This is a genomic window from Paraburkholderia dipogonis (genome assembly GCF_046027395.1).
Taxonomy (GTDB): Bacteria; Pseudomonadota; Gammaproteobacteria; order Burkholderiales; family Burkholderiaceae; genus Paraburkholderia; species Paraburkholderia dipogonis_A.
On the sequence record NZ_JAQQEG010000034.1, the window covers coordinates 63,211 to 78,830 of the forward strand.

Below are 15,620 nucleotides of genomic sequence, written 5' to 3' on the forward strand. Positions count from 1 at the left end.
CTCCTCAGGCGTCCGTCACCGGCGCGCCATAGTGCGGCGAATCTTTCTGTGCGACGTGAATCGTGCCACCCGCCAGCGTACGCAGCACTACATAGAACACAGGGGTCAGCATCAGACCGAACAACGTGACGCCAAGCATGCCGAAGAACACCGCGATACCCATCGCATGACGCATCTCCGAACCGGCTCCGCTCGACAGCACCAGCGGCACCACGCCCATGATGAATGCGATCGACGTCATCAGAATCGGCCGCAGACGCAAGCGGCTCGCCTCGATCGCGGCCGACAGCGGCGTATGCCCGTCATGCTCCAGTTCGCGAGCGAACTCGACGATCAGAATCGCGTTCTTCGCCGACAGGCCCACCAGCACCATCAAACCGATCTGCGTGAAGATGTTGTTGTCGCCGCCCGTGAGCCACACGCCGGTCAGCGCGGACAACACGCTCATCGGCACGATCAGGATCACCGCGAGCGGCAGCGTCAGACTTTCATACAGTGCGGCGAGCACGAGGAACACGAGCAGCACGCTGATCGGGAACACCCACAAGCCTGCGTTGCCGGCCAGAATCTGCTGATACGTCAGGTCGGTCCACTCCAGCTTCACACCGCGCGGCAAGACTTCCGCCGCCACGCGTTCGGCCGCGGCTTGCGCCTGTCCCGACGAGAAGCCCGGCGCCGGTCCACCGTTGATGTCGGCAGCCGTATAGCCGTTGTAGCGCACCACCATTTCCGGACCGAAGGTCGGCGTCACCGTCACCAGCGACGACAGCGGCACCATGTCGCCCGCGGCATTGCGCGTCTTCAGTTGCAGGATGTCGTCGGCGCGTTGACGGAACGGCGCGTCCGCCTGCACTCGCACCTGATACACACGGCCGAAGCGGTTGAAGTCGTTCACATACAGCGAGCCGAGATAAATCTGCATCGTGTTGAACACGTCCGTGACCGGCACGCCGAGCTGCTTGGCCTTCACACGATCGAGATCCACATTCAGTTGCGGCACGTTGATCTGATAGCTCGAGAAGGTCGGGCCGAGTTCAGGCGTCTGCGAGGCCTTCTTCACGAATGCCTCCGCTGCCTTGTTCAACTCCGCGTAACCGAGCGCGCCGTGATCCTCCAACTGCATCTTGAAGCCGCCGAGCGTGCCGAGACCGAGCACGGGTGGCGGTGGGAACACCGCGACGAACGAATCCTTGATCGCACCGTATTGCTGGTTCAGCGCACCGGCAATCGCACCGGCCGAGAGTTTCTTGTTGCCACGATCCTTGAAGGGCTTGAGCGTGACGAACACGATGCCCGCGCTGGAGCTATTCGTGAAGCCGTTCACCGACAGACCCGGGAATGCCACCGCGCTCTCCACGCCCGGCTGCTTCAGTGCAATCGAGCTCATGTCGCGAATCACTTTCTCCGTGCGATCCAGCGACGCACCGTTCGGCAATTGCGCAAAGGCAATCAGGTACTCCTTGTCCTGCGCCGGCACGAAGCCGCCCGGCACCACGCGCGAGATCAGCACAGTCGCGCCCAGCAGAATTGCGTAGACAGCCAGCATCGCGCCCTTACGGCGCAGCACGCCGGTCACGCCGCGTCCATACTCCGTCGAACCGCGATGAAAGACCTTGTTGAAACGCTTGAAGAAACCGCCCAGCAGGCGATTCATCACACGCGTCAGGAAGTCTTCCTTCGCGCCGTGGCTGCGCAACAGCATCGCGGACAGCGCCGGCGACAGGGTCAGCGAATTGAACGCCGAGATCACCGTCGAAATCGCGATGGTCATCGCAAACTGCTTGTAGAACTGGCCCGTCAAACCGGTCATGAACGCGAGCGGCACGAACACGGCGACGAGTGTCAGCGCAATGGCGATAATCGGCCCGCTCACTTCCTGCATCGCCTTATAAGTCGCGTCACGCGCACTCAGCCCGTTTTCGATGTTCCGCTCAACGTTCTCCACCACCACGATCGCATCGTCCACCACGATCCCGATGGCGAGCACCATGCCGAACAGTGACAACGCATTGATCGAGAAACCGAACGCGAGCAGCAGCGAGAACGTCCCGACAATCGACACCGGCACCGCGATCAACGGAATAATCGAAGCACGCCACGTCTGCAGGAACACGATCACGACGATCACCACCAGCGCAATCGCTTCGAGCAGCGTATGCACCACCGCCTCGATACTCGAGCGCACGAACTGCGTCGGGTCGTAGACGATCTTGTATTCGACGCCCGCCGGCATGTCTTCCGCGAGTTCCTTCATCGCGGTACGCACCTGATCGGAAATCGCGAGCGAGTTCGCGCCCGGCGCCTGGTTGATGGCGAGCGCCACCGCCGGCTTGTTGTCGAGCAACGAACGCAGGCCGTATTCCGAGGCCGCGAGTTCGATCCGCGCAATATCTTTCAGGTAGGTCACGCCGCCGTCCGGCGTGGTCTTGACGATGATGTCGCCGAATTCGCCCTCAGTCCTCAGACGGCCACGCGCATTCACCGACAACTGCAGTTGCGTGCCCGGCACCGAAGGCGATGCGCCGATCACACCGGCCGCCACCTGAATGTTCTGCTCACGGATCGCGTTGACCACTTCGGTCGCCGTCAAGCCGCGTTGCGACACTTTCTGCGGATCGAGCCAGACGCGCATCGCGTAGTCGCCCGAACCCCACAACTGCACTTCGCCGACGCCCTGAATCCGTGCGAGCCGGTCCTTGACGTTCAGCAGCGCGTAGTTGCGCAGATACGTCATGTCGTAGCGATTGTTCGGCGAGATCAGATGCACCACCATGGTCAGCGTGGGCGAGCTCTTGATCGTCGTGACGCCGAGCCGCTGCACGTCTTCCGGCAGACGCGGCAGCGCCTGGTTGACGCGGTTCTGCACGAGCTGCGTCGCGAGGTCCGGATTGGTGCCGAGCTTGAAGGTCACCGTGAGCGTGAGATTGCCGTCGCTATTCGCCTGCGACTGCATGTACAGCATGTTCTCGACGCCATTGATCTGCTCTTCGAGCGGCGAAGCGACCGCTTCGGCGATCACCTTCGGATTCGCACCCGGATACTGCGCGTGCACCACCACCGAAGGCGGCACGACTTCCGGATACTCCGAGATCGGCAGCTTGAAGAGCGAAATAATGCCCGCCAGCAGGATCAATACCGACAGCACGCCGGCAAAGATCGGTCGATCGATGAAGAATTTGGATATGTTCATGGGAAGCTCTTAACGTTGGAGCATGCGCCGCGCAGTCAGGCCGCGGCGCGCGAGGCTCACGAATTCTTGTCCGCTTTGGTGCGCGTCTGCGTTTGCGCCTGCGATTGCGGTTGCGTTGGCGTCTGCTTCTGTGCGAGCGGTGCGCTGTTCGGATCGTCATCGGTCGTCATCGGCACCATGTGCGCGCGCACCGCGTCACCAGGACGCACGCGCTGGATGCCGTTCACGACGATCCGGTCAGTCGCTTTCAGGCCGCCCTTGACCACGCGCAGATTGCCCTGCATGCCGCCCACGTCGATCGAGCGATACACGACGTGATTGCCCTGATCGACCACCAGCACGAACTTCTTGTCCTGATCGGTGCCCACCGCGGCGTCGTCGATCAACAGCGCCGGGTGCGGTTCGCTGCCGCCGACTTTCACGCGCGCATACAAACCGGGAATCAGTGCGCCGTCCTGGTTATCGAAACGCGCCCGCACGCGGATCGTGCCCGACGACGTGTCGAGGCGGTTATCCACCGACTCGATAACACCGCTGCGCGAGTAGCCGCTTTCGTCCGCGAGACCGAGTTCCACCGGCACCTTGCTGCCGTCTTTCGCGCGGCTCAGGTATTGCAGGTAGGTTTGTTCGTCCGCGTCGAACGATGCGTAGATCGGCGACACCGACACCAGCGTGGTCAGCGGGGCAGCAGTCGCGCCCGCCGATATGACGTTGCCCACCGTGATTTCGGCACGCGACACGCGACCCGAAACCGGCGCGACAATCTTCGTGTAGCCGAGATTGATGCGGGCAGTTTCGACGGCGGCTTGCGCGGCCTTCAGGTTGGCGCTCGCTTCGCGTGCGGCGTTCTGCTTCTCGTCGTAGTCGCGCTTGGCGATCGCGTTGTCGGCGATCAGGCGTTGCGCGCGCTCCCAATCGCTTTGCGTGTAGCCCGTGCGCGCCTGCGCGGCGGCCAGTTGCGCTTCGGCGCGATCCACTTCGGCGGCATACGGACGCGGGTCGATCACGAACAGCGTGTCGCCTTTCTTCACGAGCGCGCCGTCCTTGAAGTTGACGGACACGATGGTGCCCGGCACCTGCGAACGCACGTCCACTTTTTCGACGGCTTCGAGACGGCCCGAATAGCTCTGCCAATCGGTGATCGTTTTTTGCACCACAGTGGCCACATCGACTTCCGGCACGATGGTCGGCGCAGCAGGCGAGCTCGCGTCCACGCGAATCGCGCCGAACGTGCCCAGCCCGGCCACGACGATGACGGCAAGTGCGGCAATCGCCACACGGCGACGGGAAAGAGGAAGGATAGTCATGTGAAGCTCCCGAGATCGTTGATTAAAGTTCTGCTTATTTCTGTTTCAGCGATGGGCGCGCGCATCGAAGCGCCACTGAAAAAATCGCACCGCCTCCTGCAAAGCGGGCGGATGATCGGCCAACGCCGCATGCGAGACACTCGGATAGCGGACCACCTGGGTCAGCACACCGGCGTCGATCAGACTGCTGGCGTATTTCTCCGCTTCCACATGCAGCACGTCGTTTTGTGCCGTCGCGATCAGCGTGGCCGGCAGGCCCGCGAGGCGCGACGATTCGAGCGGCGCGGCATACGGATGCATACGCTGCGACGCTTGCGGCAGATACGCGCGATAACACGCCGCGCACTCTTTTGCCGTGATATCCGAACCGAGGCGCTTTTCGTCGCCCAGACGCGTGAGGCTCGGATCGAGCATCGGCCCGAACAGCGCCTGCGCGGAAATGCGCACGTCACCGCGATCCCGCGCGATGAAAGCGAGGCAATTGGCCAGTTGCCCGCCCGCATCGTGGCCGGCTACGCCGACCTTCTTGCTGTTGCCGCCGAACGCACGCGCCCGTGTTTGCACCCACAGCGCCGCGCGGTGCGCGTCTTCAGGCGCGGCGGGAAACGGAAACTGCGGCGCCAGCGAGTACCCGACCGACACGACCAGAGCCGGTAAGTGTTCTGCGAAATAACGCGAGGCGAAGTCCGCCTGGTCGATCGATCCCTTCGTAAATCCACCACCGTGGAAATAAAGCAGTACTGGCAGTGAGGTTTTGTTTGCCTGCCGGTACAGACGCAACGTGATGTCCTGCGCGTGCCCTTCGATCTGCACGTCAGTGACTTCGAGTGCCGTGCTGTCGGCCTCTGCCGGGCTGCTGCCGGTGGGCACAAAGGAGTACGGCGGTTTAAATGCTTCCATGTCGAGCCGCGCAATGCGCATAGAACTTCAATGGTGCGAATTGTGGGTTCGGCAGACTCGTAAATAAATGCCTATAATCCGGCAACACAATTCGGCGCCCCTGAACAATCGAATGCGATTGTCTGCGGATTCGCGGTGGAGTCCATTCCTGCTCAGTGCGCCAGCCCCTATTGGAGGTCTGCAATGGACCGGCTTCAGGCCATGCAAGTGTTCACGCGCGTCGTCGACACCAACAGCTTTACCCGTGCGGCGGAAACGCTCGACTTGCCGCGCGCATCGGTTACCACGATTATTCAGAACCTCGAAGCGTTCCTCGGCACGCGTCTGATGCATCGGACCACGCGCCGTTTGTCGCTCACGCCGGACGGCGCGGCGTACTACGAACGCTGCGTGCGCATCCTCGCGGACGTCGAAGAGACCGAGGCCAGTTTTCAAAGCGGCAATAAAAAGCCGCACGGCAAGCTGCGCATCGACATGCCGGGGTCGATCGGCCGCTTGCTGGTGATTCCTTCGCTGTGTGAATTCCACACGCGCTATCCGGACATCGACCTGCAACTCGGCCTGACGGACCGGCCGGTGGACCTGTTGCAGGAAGGCGTGGATTGCGTGGTGCGGGTCGGCGCGCTACAGGATTCCTCGCTGGTGGCGCGTCGGATCGGTTTGTTCGAGGGCGTGACTTGCGCGGCCCCCGATTACATCGAGCGCGCGGGCATGCCGACTTCGCTCGATGATCTGGAGAATCACAAAGCAGTCAATTACTTTTCGAGCCGCACGGGGCGCACGATCGATTGGGCCTTCATGGTTGATGGCAAAGAAGTCGAAGTGAAAATGAAGAGCATCGTCTCGGTGAACGATGCGGACGCCTACGTGACTTGCGGGTTGGAAGGCTTTGGCCTGATTCAGCCTGCGCTCTTCATGGTGCTGCCGCATCTGCGTTCGGGCCAGCTCGTGGAAGTACTGCCGGAGCTGAAACCTTTGCCGATGCCGATTTCCGCAGTCTATCCGCACAGCCGGCATCTGTCGCCTAAAGTCCGCGTTTTCGTAGACTGGATCGCGGAGTTGTTCGACCGTTGTCCGTTATTGAGCGGACGTGGCAGTCTCGACGCAACGTGCACGAAGCGCACTTTCGAAGAACGCGAGTCTGCTCCACTGCTCGACACGCCGGTGATAACGGAATGGGTCGCATGAAACGCGCGAGTTGTTGAAGTACAGATTCTGGAATAGTGAATTCCAACCGCGGCTCTAATGCCGCGGTTTTCTTTTGCGGCAGCGCCAGCAAGGCTTTTTACGCAGCATTAGAGCGATTGTTCCGAAATCGCGACAATTCATTTCGCGAAAGTGCGATTTATCCGCACTGCCTCAAAGTCTACATTTCACCCTGTCGCAGCGCCGCTCGTGCTGCAAACGAATCGACAGGAGTGAATCATGAAACGCAATCTCTTAGCAGGTCTGGCTCTTTCGCTGCTCGTGAGCGCCCCGGTGTTTGCACAAAGCAGCGGCGGCGGCATTGGCCGCGCCGGCACTTATGAAACGCTGCCGACCCCGACCGCCAGCGCGAAGACGCGTGAAGAAGTGAAGGCGGAACTCGTTGCGGCCTATCGCGACGGTTCGCTGCCCGCTCTGAATCGCACGACGTATCCGAACAAAGGCCTGATCGGTCAAACCCAGGCCGAACGCATCGCGCTGCAGGAAGGCACGAGCGGCGACGTCACGCGCGTGGCCAACGGTCAGTAAAGCGGACAGTAAAACCAGCGCGCCGCAATGATTCGGTTTCCAAAAGAAATAGTCATTGCGGCGCCATCCATGCACTCTTCAAAAAGGAGCTCATCATGACACCCTCGGAACTCGACCATTGGGATACCGACACCCCTGTGTGGACGCCGTACCGCGCGCCGCAACACTAAGTGTCGAAAGTAGCAGCATGTGCCCGCGGACCTGGTTCGCGGGCACAGTCGCATTTGCAGAGACCTAGCGCCTCGGCACGCCGTCGCGCCACTCACCCCAATGTGTGGAGATATCCTGCACGAGCGGATTGCCCGAGAGGAACAGGTTCTGGATAGCGATCGTAAAGCCACCTTGCGCGGCATAGTTCAGCAGGTTGTCCGCACTCGTCTGCCCGTCGTAGGGCCGGTCGAAATCGGAGCCTGCCCGCAACACGGCAACGCGACTCAGGTCCACCTTATTTACCGACGCCGCACGCTTGAGCGCCTCATACGTGGCGTTGTCTTCCTGCTGCGTCGTGCAGTAAACACCCTTTCCATCGGTCAGAATCTTGGTCCAATCGCGAGCTCTTTGGCCGAGGAGCGTACCTGACCACCACGTATCGCCGGCCAGCGTATCGCATTGAATGACCGTCGGCGGACGGTTCGCCGGCGCATACGAGTACTTGGCCCGCGCGGCCTGAGCCTGCGCGTTATCGGACAGCGTCACGTGGCGAGATAACGCGAACGCCGTGTTCGCGAGCCGCGTGTTCAACTGGAACACTTCAGTGCGGTAGTCGAGCGGCGGCTTGTCCGACGGACTCGTTGTGTTGATGCCGAGGTAGCCGGTATTCCAGCCGGGCGGAATCTCGCGCCCGTCGATCTCCCATTGAATCCCGAAGTCGACCAGATACTTCGCCCATGCGGCGGAGCCCACCGTACCCTGTTGTGGATCGATCCCGGCAATGCCGGCCACCATGAAGTACGTATGCCGCAAATCGAAACGCGGCGAGAACGTCAGCGCCATGATCGACGCAGCAGCGTTGGTGTGCCCCATGCCGGTGGTCATCACGCACACGTCCTGCCTGTTGCAATGGACGGTTGGGTAATCGGGCGACAAGCCGTCCACCGTAATCTCTCGCCAGGGACCGAGGTTATCGAGCCACACCTGCCCTTCCGGCCCGAACATCGAAATGATCATCACCTTGACGGGCTGCCCGTGCGAGCTGCCGTCGCCGTGCGAGAAACCGTCGTTGTCGTCCGCACTGGCTGGTCCGGACGAAAAGGCCGCGCATGCCGCGAGGGTAATGGCGCAAATGGCGCCGAGTGAGCGAGTCAGCATCGTGATCTTCCTTTTTTGCTTGTGATGCAGGTTGGGAGAGAGTGCTGCTTTCAAGCCGAAAGAAGTATAGGTGCGAAGAAATTATTTTCCACTACGCGATGCACCATCGGTCCGCGCTTCCGGGCACTGTCTGGAAAGGCATGCAAATCGGCTCCGCACGCGTTCTTCGGCGTTTTCTTATAATCGATAGTCCGCAGCGCACCGGCTTTGTGCACTTCATAAAAGGAGCACCACGATGGACTATGTGAAACTCGGCCGCACCGGCCTCGATGTATCGCGTCTTTGCCTCGGTTGCATGAGCTACGGCGTGCCGTCTCGCGGCACGCATCCGTGGTCGCTAGACGATGAAGCCGCGCGCCCCTTCATCAAACAGGCGCTCGATCACGGCATCAATTTCTTCGACACCGCCAACGTCTATTCCGACGGCACGAGCGAGGAAATCGTCGGCCGCGCGCTCAAGGACTTTGCGAAGCGCGACGAGATCGTGCTGGCCACCAAGGTCAATAGCCGCATGCATCCGGGCCCGAACGGCGCCGGCCTGTCGCGCAAGGCGATCATGTCGGAGATCGACCACAGCCTCAGGCGCCTCGGCACGGACTACGTGGACCTGTACCAGATCCATCGCTGGGATTACGGCACGCCGATCGAAGAAACCATGGAAGCGCTGCACGATGTCGTGAAGGCCGGCAAGGCGCGCTACATCGGCGCATCGTCCATGTATGCCTGGCAGTTCGCCAAGGCGCTGCACGTGGCTGAGAAGAACGGCTGGACGCGCTTCGTGACGATGCAGAACTACGTGAATCTGCTATATCGCGAGGAAGAGCGCGAGATGCTGCCGCTGTGCGAAAGCGAAGGTATCGGCGTGATTCCGTGGAGCCCGCTCGCGCGCGGCCGCCTGACGCGCGACTGGAACACCGAAAGCGCGCGCTCCGAGACCGATGAATTCGGCCGCACGCTCTACGCGCAGACGGAAGACGCGGACCGGCGGATCGTCGAACGGGTCAGCCAGATCGCCAAGGAGCGCGGTGTGCCGCATGCGCAAGTGGCGCTGGCGTGGGTGTTGCAGAAGAAGCCGATCACCGCGCCGATCGTCGGCGCGACCAAGCTGCATCATCTCGACGACGCAGTGGCCGCGCTCTCGTTGAATCTGAGCGCGGATGAAATCCGCCAGCTTGAAGAATTGTATGTGCCGCACGCGGTGACCGGGTTCCAGTAAGCGGCACAAGTGCCGCTCAAACGCGCGGCACCTCTGGTTCGAAAAACACCCAGCGGACTTGCGGGAAGGTGGCCTGCAAGTCCGCTTCGATCACGTTGATCGCATCGACCATCGCGCGGCCGCTCGCGTAGTCGATCATTTCCGCCTGCACGGCCACCACCACATGACGGCCCCATTGCAGCGTAATCATATTGATGATGCTGCGAATCTCGGTGCGCCCACGCAGATGCGCCTCGATAGCGCGCCGCACTTCGGGGCTCGCCGATTCGCCGACGATCATCGACTTCACTTCACGCGCCACCAGCCACGCGATCACCATCAGCAGCACGCCGACGCCGATTGAACCCAGCGCGTCGTAGACAGGATTGCCGGTCAACATGGTGAGCAGCACAGCCGCGAAGGCCATCGCCAGCCCCGCCAGCGCGGCGATATCCTCGCCCGCTACCACCAGCAGTTCGGACTCGCGCGTCTCGCGAAACCAGCGCCACATGCTTTTGTCGGGATGCGTCTTGCGGATTTCCTTGACGGCGCCCCACAAGGAAAGCGCCTCGAGCACCACGGACACGCCGAGCACCGCCAGCGCGACATACGCATACTGCAATGGCTCGCGCACGAACAGACGATGCACGCCCTCATACACCGAGAACGCGCCGCCGACAAAAAACAGCAGAAGCGCGACCAGTAGCGAGTAGAAGTTGATCTCGCGCCCGCCACCCATGGGATGCAGCGGGCTCGCCGGCTTGCGCGCTTCACGCAGACCGAACAGCAGCAACAGCTGATTGCCGCAGTCGGCGGTCGAGTGGATGGCCTCGGCGAACATCGAGCCGGAACCGGTGAACGCGGCAGCCGCGAACTTGCAGATGGCGATGCCGAGGTTGGCGGCGAGCGCATAGAAAATGGCTTTCGGCGATTCTTCTTTCATCGTCGTGGAAGGCGTCCGTGAGTTTGCAAAGAGCTTTCGGTGAGCAACAGCCCGTATTATGGCCATGCCGGGCGGCATGCGTCCAACCCGGGTGTTGTTTGCACCATGCTCTGCCTGCTCTCTACAACATTCGCCTTCCCTCGCCCTGCGCAGTGTTATGCCCTTTCGAGCGCCGCCATTTCACGCACGATCACCAGCAGCATCGACAGGCTCGCACCGCCGGTGGCCCGCAGATCGGCCAGCAGGCGCGCGTAGCGTTCCAGTTGCGCAGTGCGCTTCTCACGCCATGCCTCGACCAGCGCCTCGGGCGTGGATGCATCGTCGGCGTCGGCCAATGCGCTCGTCGTCAACGCGCGTTTGAGACGCGCGATGTCGGCCACCGCCGTCGCGCGCGCCAGCATGTCCCAGTGCGTGGGCGCCGGTAACGCGGCCGCGCGCTCGCTGATCCAGCTGGAATTCAGCAGCGTGCCGAGCGCGAAATAGACGCCCGTCACCAGTTCGAGACTGCGCCCGCTGGTCGACGCCACTTCGGCGATATCGAGCAACGCGGCGGAGACCTCGCCGCCCGCGATCCGCACGGCCAGTTCGCTATCCACGCCGGCGTCCGCGAACACGCGCTGCCGCTCGGAGAGCGCTTCGAGATCGGCGCTCGGCAAGAGCGAGGGCCATTGCGGCGCAAGGCGTTGCGCCGCGTCGCGGCAACGCGCGAGCAGGCCGGCCACGTCGCGGTCGCTGACCGCGCCCGATTGCAATTGCCGCAGGAACCATAGCGCGGAACGCTCGACGAGCCGCGCGACTTCGACGAACATGCGCGCCTGGATGTCGTCGGCAACGCGGTTGTCGAGCGCGTCGATACTGCGCCAGACGTCGTCGAGATTGAACACGTCACGCGCCATGATGATGGCCCGTACGATGTCGCCAGGCTGCGCGTCGGTTTCTTCCATCAGCCGGTGCACGAACTCGCAGCCTACGCGATTCACCAACGCGTTGGTCAGATGCGTCGCGAGAATTTCGCGGCGCAGCGGGTGGCGTTGCATCGGCTCGCTAAAGCGCTGCCGCAACGGCTTCGGGAAATATTCGACCAGCATGTCGCTAACGAGCGGGTCTTCCGGCATCGACGATTCGAGCAGCGCGTCGTACAGCCACATCTTGCTGTAGGCGAGCAGCACGGCGCGCTCCGGCGTGGTGAGCCCTTGTTTGGCGGCCTGCCGTTCGGCGACTTCTTCGTCGGTCGGCAGGAACTCGATCACGCGATTCAGACGCCCCGCACGTTCGAGGTAGCGCATCAGGCGCGTTTCCGCATCGAGCAATTCGACGCCGTAGCGGCCCGCAATCGACAGCGCCTGCGTCTGGTAGTAGTTGTCCTGCAACACGAGCAAGCCCACTTCGTCGGTCATTTCGGCGAGCAGTGCGTTGCGCTGCTTCTCCGTCATTTCGCCGTCGGAGACGACCAGCCCCAGCAAAATCTTGATGTTGACCTCGTGGTCCGAGCAGTCGACGCCCGCGGAGTTGTCGATTGCATCGGTATTGATGCGGCCGCCGCGCTGTGCGAACTCGATGCGCCCGAGTTGCGTGAGACCGAGGTTGCCGCCTTCGGCCACGACCTTGCACTGCAGATCGGAACCGTTGACGCGGATCGCGTCGTTGGCACGGTCGCCAACTTGCAGATGCGTTTCGCGACTCGCCTTCACATAGGTGCCGATGCCGCCGTTGTACAGCAGATCGACCGGCGCCTGCAGAATCGCGCGCATCAATTCAGCGGGCGCGAGCGCCGGCGCGCTGATGCCGAGCACCGACTGCACCGCCGGCGACAGCGGAATCGTCTTGGCGCCGCGCGGGAACACGCCGCCGCCCGCCGAGATCAGCGAGGGATCGTAGTCGGCCCAACTCGACCGGTCGAGAATGAACAGGCGCCCGCGCTCGGCAAGACTGACCGCCGGATCGGGATTCGGATCGAGAAAGATATGCCGATGATCGAACGCGGCCACCAGTTTGATATGCGGCGACAGCAGCATGCCGTTGCCGAACACGTCGCCCGACATATCGCCCACGCCGACCACCGTGAAGTCCATGGTCTGGGTATCCACGCCCATTTCGCGGAAGTGCCGCTTGACCGACTCCCATGCACCGCGCGCGGTGATGGCCATTTTCTTGTGGTCGTAGCCGACCGAGCCGCCCGATGCAAACGCGTCGTCGAGCCAGAAACCGTATTCCTGCGAAATCGCGTTCGCGTAGTCGGAGAACGTGGCCGTGCCTTTATCGGCGGCGACCACCAGATAGGGGTCGTCGGGATCGTGGCGCACCACATCGGGCGGCGGCACGATGGTCGTGCCGGCGAGATTGTCGGTCACGTCGAGCAAGCCGCGCAGGAAGGTCTGATAGCAGGCAATGCCTTCGCGCATCCACGCGTCGCGTTCGGATTGCGGCGGCGGATTCTTCACGACGAAGCCGCCTTTCGAACCGACCGGCACGATCACCACGTTCTTCACCATCTGCGCCTTCATCAGGCCGAGCACTTCCGTGCGGAAGTCCTCGCGCCGGTCCGACCAGCGCAGGCCGCCGCGCGCCACGCGTCCGCCGCGCAAATGCACGCCTTCCACGCGCGGCGAGTACACCCAGATTTCGAACATTGGTTTCGGCTCGGGCAAGCCGGGCACCTGCGCGGGATCGAACTTGAAGGACAGATACGGCTTTGGATGTCCATCAGCATCGAAGCGATAGTAGTTCGTCCGCTTGGTGGCCTTGATGACGCCGAGAAATTGCCGCAGTATCCGGTCTTCGTCGAGATTCGGCACCTGATCGAGCGCGCTATCGATCGTGCGCAGCCAGCCGTCGACGCGCGCCTCGCGCGTCTCGCCCAATACTGGATCGAAGCGGGCGATGAACAGCTCCACCAGCATGCGCGCAATCGCCGGATTGCCCGTCACCGCGCGCTCGATATACGCGTCGCTAAAGGTCGAGCCGACCTGCCGCAAATACTTCGCGTACGCGCGCAGGATCGTCACCTCGCGCGCATTCAATTGCGCGCGCAACACGAGGCGATTGAAGTCGTCGCTTTCAATCGCGCCGGTCCACACCTGTTCGAACGCTTCTTCGAAGAGATCCTTCACGCGCTCGATGTCGAACTCCGCGTCGTCCGCGAGTTCGAGGCCGAAATCGTGAATCCACGCGGGTGTCGCGCCCAGCGCCTCGATCAGATAGGGGCGCTCTTCATCGACACGCACGCCGAGATGTTCGAGCATCGGCAGACTGCGCGACAAGGCGATCGGCAAACCCGCGCGATACACCTTGAAGCGAAACGCGCGCGGGCCCGATTCGATCGGGCGGTACAGGTTCATCGCGAGCCGCTCGCTGCCTTGCACGTGTTCGATCAGTTCGATATCGCGCACTGCCGTACGGGCGGGATAATCGTCGCGATAGCCGGGTGGAAACGAATCGCCGTAGTGTTGCAGCAGACGGTTGCCGTGCTCTTCGCCGAAGGCGTCGAGCAAGGCGTCGGCGAGATCGTCCTGCCAGCGGCGTGCGACCTGCACGAGCCGCGCCTCCAGTTCGCGCGTATCGACGTTGGGCATGCCGCCCGGCTTCGCGTGCACGACGAAGTGAATGCGCGCCAGCGTCGACTCCGACAGCAGCGGCGTGAACTCGACACTCTCGCCATTGAATGCGTCGGCCAGCAGATTGGCGATGCGCTGGCGCAGATCGGTGTTGTACTTGTCGCGCGGCACGAACACGAGGCACGAGACGAAACGATCGAAGCGGTCGCGCCGTATGAACAGCCGGGTGCGCTGGTGTTCCTGCAAACGCAGCACGCCTAGCGCGATATCGTAGAGCTGATTCTCGTCGGCCTGAAAGAGTTCGTCGCGTGGATAGGTTTCAAGCACCGTGACCAGCGATTTCGCAAGATGACCTTTCGGCAGGAAACCGGCTCGTCTCACGATATTCGCGCATTTGCGCCGCACGATCGGAATCTCCGCGGCCGACACGAAATACGCCGTCGACGTATAGAGACCAATGAAACGCCGCTCGCCGGTCACCTTGCCATCAGGGCCGGTCATCTTGATGCCGACATAGTCCAGATAACCCGGCCGGTGCACGGTGGCCCGTGAATTGGCCTTGGTCAGAAAGATCGGCGACGAACCGGAAATGATCTCCGCCGCTGCAGGCGGCAAGGGTGTGATTTCGGCGGCGCCGGCGGGCCGCAATGCGTCGCGCAGAATGCCCAGACCTGAACCCGGCACCGCGCGCAGACCGTAGCCGATATCGTGCTGCACCAGTTCGTAATCGCGCTGGCCGAGAAAGGTGAAATGATCGGCCACCATCCATTCGAGGAACGCGCGTGCTTCCAGACCTTCCGGTCCGCCCTCGCCGGCTTTCATGCCTTTGATCGTGACGCGCGCGAGTTCGACGATCTTGGGCCAGTCTTCGACGGCCGCGCGTATGTCGCGCAACACCTTGGCGATGTCGTCACGCAGCGCATCGAGTTTTGCGGCATCGCCGCAACGGTCCACTTCGAAGTGGATGAACGACGTCAACTGCGAACGCGTATCGGTCGCTTCTTCGGCGCCCTGGATCAACCGCGCGATACTGCCATCGGGCGCACGCCAGATGCGAAACACCGGATGCACGACCGAATGCAGCGCGAGGCCCTGGCGGTTGACCGCCATCGAGACGGAATCGACCAGGAACGGCATATCGTCATTGACGATCTCGATCACCGTGTGATCGGAGTGCCAGCCGTGCTGTTCGAGAATCGGGTTATAGACGCGCAGCCGTTCGGCGCCGGGCACGAAACGCTGCGCCGTTTGCCAGTGCGCGAGCGCCGCGCCGTAGAGATCGGCAATCGAGCGGCTTTGCAGATCGTCGGCGTCGACGAAATCGTAGTAGTGCCGCAGAAAGGTCTCGACGACCTTGAAGGTTGGCTCAGGCAGGCGCCCTCGCGCAAATTCGACGACATCGTTCAGCAAGTGCGTGACGGCTTCTTCGTTCTTTGCTTGCATGATCAACTCCCCCGGCTGGGCGGCAATGGCGGGTATCGCTTGATAC

The 15,620-nt window shown here is 62.3% G+C and carries 9 protein-coding genes; 3 read left to right on the top strand and 6 right to left on the bottom strand.

Annotated features, from left to right (window positions below; genetic code table 11):
- Positions 1 to 4 precede the first annotated feature (4 nt).
- Genes PQR32_RS30185 through PQR32_RS30195 form a run of 3 tightly spaced genes read right to left on the bottom strand, consistent with a single transcriptional unit; the run spans position 5 to position 5,397 of the window.
- Positions 5 to 3,190 carry an efflux RND transporter permease subunit gene (locus PQR32_RS30185; protein ID WP_408235705.1) on the bottom strand — a complete coding sequence of 1,062 codons (3,186 nt, stop codon included), beginning with the start codon at positions 3,188 to 3,190 and terminating at the stop codon, positions 5 to 7.
- A 56-nt stretch (positions 3,191 to 3,246) separates the two neighbouring features.
- Positions 3,247 to 4,497 carry an efflux RND transporter periplasmic adaptor subunit gene (locus PQR32_RS30190; protein WP_408235708.1) on the bottom strand — a complete coding sequence of 417 codons (1,251 nt, stop codon included), beginning with the start codon at positions 4,495 to 4,497 and terminating at the stop codon, positions 3,247 to 3,249.
- A 45-nt stretch (positions 4,498 to 4,542) separates the two neighbouring features.
- Entirely contained in the window at positions 4,543 to 5,397 is an 855-nt protein-coding gene (locus PQR32_RS30195; protein ID WP_408235711.1) for an alpha/beta hydrolase, read from the bottom strand.
- A 183-nt stretch (positions 5,398 to 5,580) separates the two neighbouring features.
- Here PQR32_RS30195 and PQR32_RS30200 point away from each other — a divergent pair, with 183 nt between their 5' ends.
- Together PQR32_RS30200 and PQR32_RS30205 are read left to right on the top strand one after the other, a co-directional pair.
- Complete coding sequence (locus PQR32_RS30200) at positions 5,581 to 6,585, top strand: LysR family transcriptional regulator (protein ID WP_408235714.1); 1,005 nt, start codon at positions 5,581 to 5,583, stop codon at positions 6,583 to 6,585.
- Between the two features lie 237 nt (positions 6,586 to 6,822).
- A complete protein-coding gene (locus tag PQR32_RS30205) occupies positions 6,823 to 7,131 on the top strand; it encodes a DUF4148 domain-containing protein (protein WP_408235717.1) in 309 nt (102 codons plus the stop codon).
- Positions 7,132 to 7,365: 234 nt separating this feature from the next.
- Here PQR32_RS30205 and PQR32_RS30210 read toward each other — a convergent pair whose 3' ends face one another.
- Positions 7,366 to 8,439, bottom strand: a complete 1,074-nt coding sequence (locus PQR32_RS30210; RefSeq protein WP_408235720.1) for a purine-nucleoside phosphorylase — start codon at positions 8,437 to 8,439, stop codon at positions 7,366 to 7,368.
- 235 nt (positions 8,440 to 8,674) lie between these two features.
- Between PQR32_RS30210 and PQR32_RS30215 the strand changes: the two genes are divergently transcribed.
- On the top strand, positions 8,675 to 9,655 hold the full coding sequence (locus tag PQR32_RS30215; protein ID WP_408218097.1) for an aldo/keto reductase: 981 nt from the start codon (positions 8,675 to 8,677) through the stop codon (positions 9,653 to 9,655).
- 16 nt (positions 9,656 to 9,671) lie between these two features.
- Here PQR32_RS30215 and PQR32_RS30220 read toward each other — a convergent pair whose 3' ends face one another.
- Together PQR32_RS30220 and PQR32_RS30225 are read right to left on the bottom strand one after the other, a co-directional pair.
- The gene (locus PQR32_RS30220) at positions 9,672 to 10,577 is read right to left on the bottom strand and encodes a cation diffusion facilitator family transporter (protein WP_408235723.1); all 906 of its coding nucleotides are present in this window, start codon (positions 10,575 to 10,577) and stop codon (positions 9,672 to 9,674) included.
- 155 nt (positions 10,578 to 10,732) lie between these two features.
- Positions 10,733 to 15,574 carry an NAD-glutamate dehydrogenase gene (locus PQR32_RS30225; protein WP_408235726.1) on the bottom strand — a complete coding sequence of 1,614 codons (4,842 nt, stop codon included), beginning with the start codon at positions 15,572 to 15,574 and terminating at the stop codon, positions 10,733 to 10,735.
- Positions 15,575 to 15,620 lie beyond the last annotated feature (46 nt).

Excerpts from the sequence above, each read along its gene's own strand:
- PQR32_RS30225 (WP_408235726.1), bottom strand. The coding sequence starts at position 15,574 with ATGCAAGCAAAGAACGAAGAAGCCGTCACGCACTTGCTGAACGATGTC.
- PQR32_RS30185 (WP_408235705.1), bottom strand. The coding sequence starts at position 3,190 with ATGAACATATCCAAATTCTTCATCGATCGACCGATCTTTGCCGGCGTG.
- PQR32_RS30215 (WP_408218097.1), top strand. The coding sequence starts at position 8,675 with ATGGACTATGTGAAACTCGGCCGCACCGGCCTCGATGTATCGCGTCTT.
- PQR32_RS30205 (WP_408235717.1), top strand. The coding sequence starts at position 6,823 with ATGAAACGCAATCTCTTAGCAGGTCTGGCTCTTTCGCTGCTCGTGAGC.
- PQR32_RS30190 (WP_408235708.1), bottom strand. The coding sequence starts at position 4,497 with ATGACTATCCTTCCTCTTTCCCGTCGCCGTGTGGCGATTGCCGCACTT.
- PQR32_RS30210 (WP_408235720.1), bottom strand. The coding sequence starts at position 8,439 with ATGCTGACTCGCTCACTCGGCGCCATTTGCGCCATTACCCTCGCGGCA.
- PQR32_RS30220 (WP_408235723.1), bottom strand. The coding sequence starts at position 10,577 with ATGAAAGAAGAATCGCCGAAAGCCATTTTCTATGCGCTCGCCGCCAAC.
- PQR32_RS30195 (WP_408235711.1), bottom strand. The coding sequence starts at position 5,397 with ATGGAAGCATTTAAACCGCCGTACTCCTTTGTGCCCACCGGCAGCAGC.
- PQR32_RS30200 (WP_408235714.1), top strand. The coding sequence starts at position 5,581 with ATGGACCGGCTTCAGGCCATGCAAGTGTTCACGCGCGTCGTCGACACC.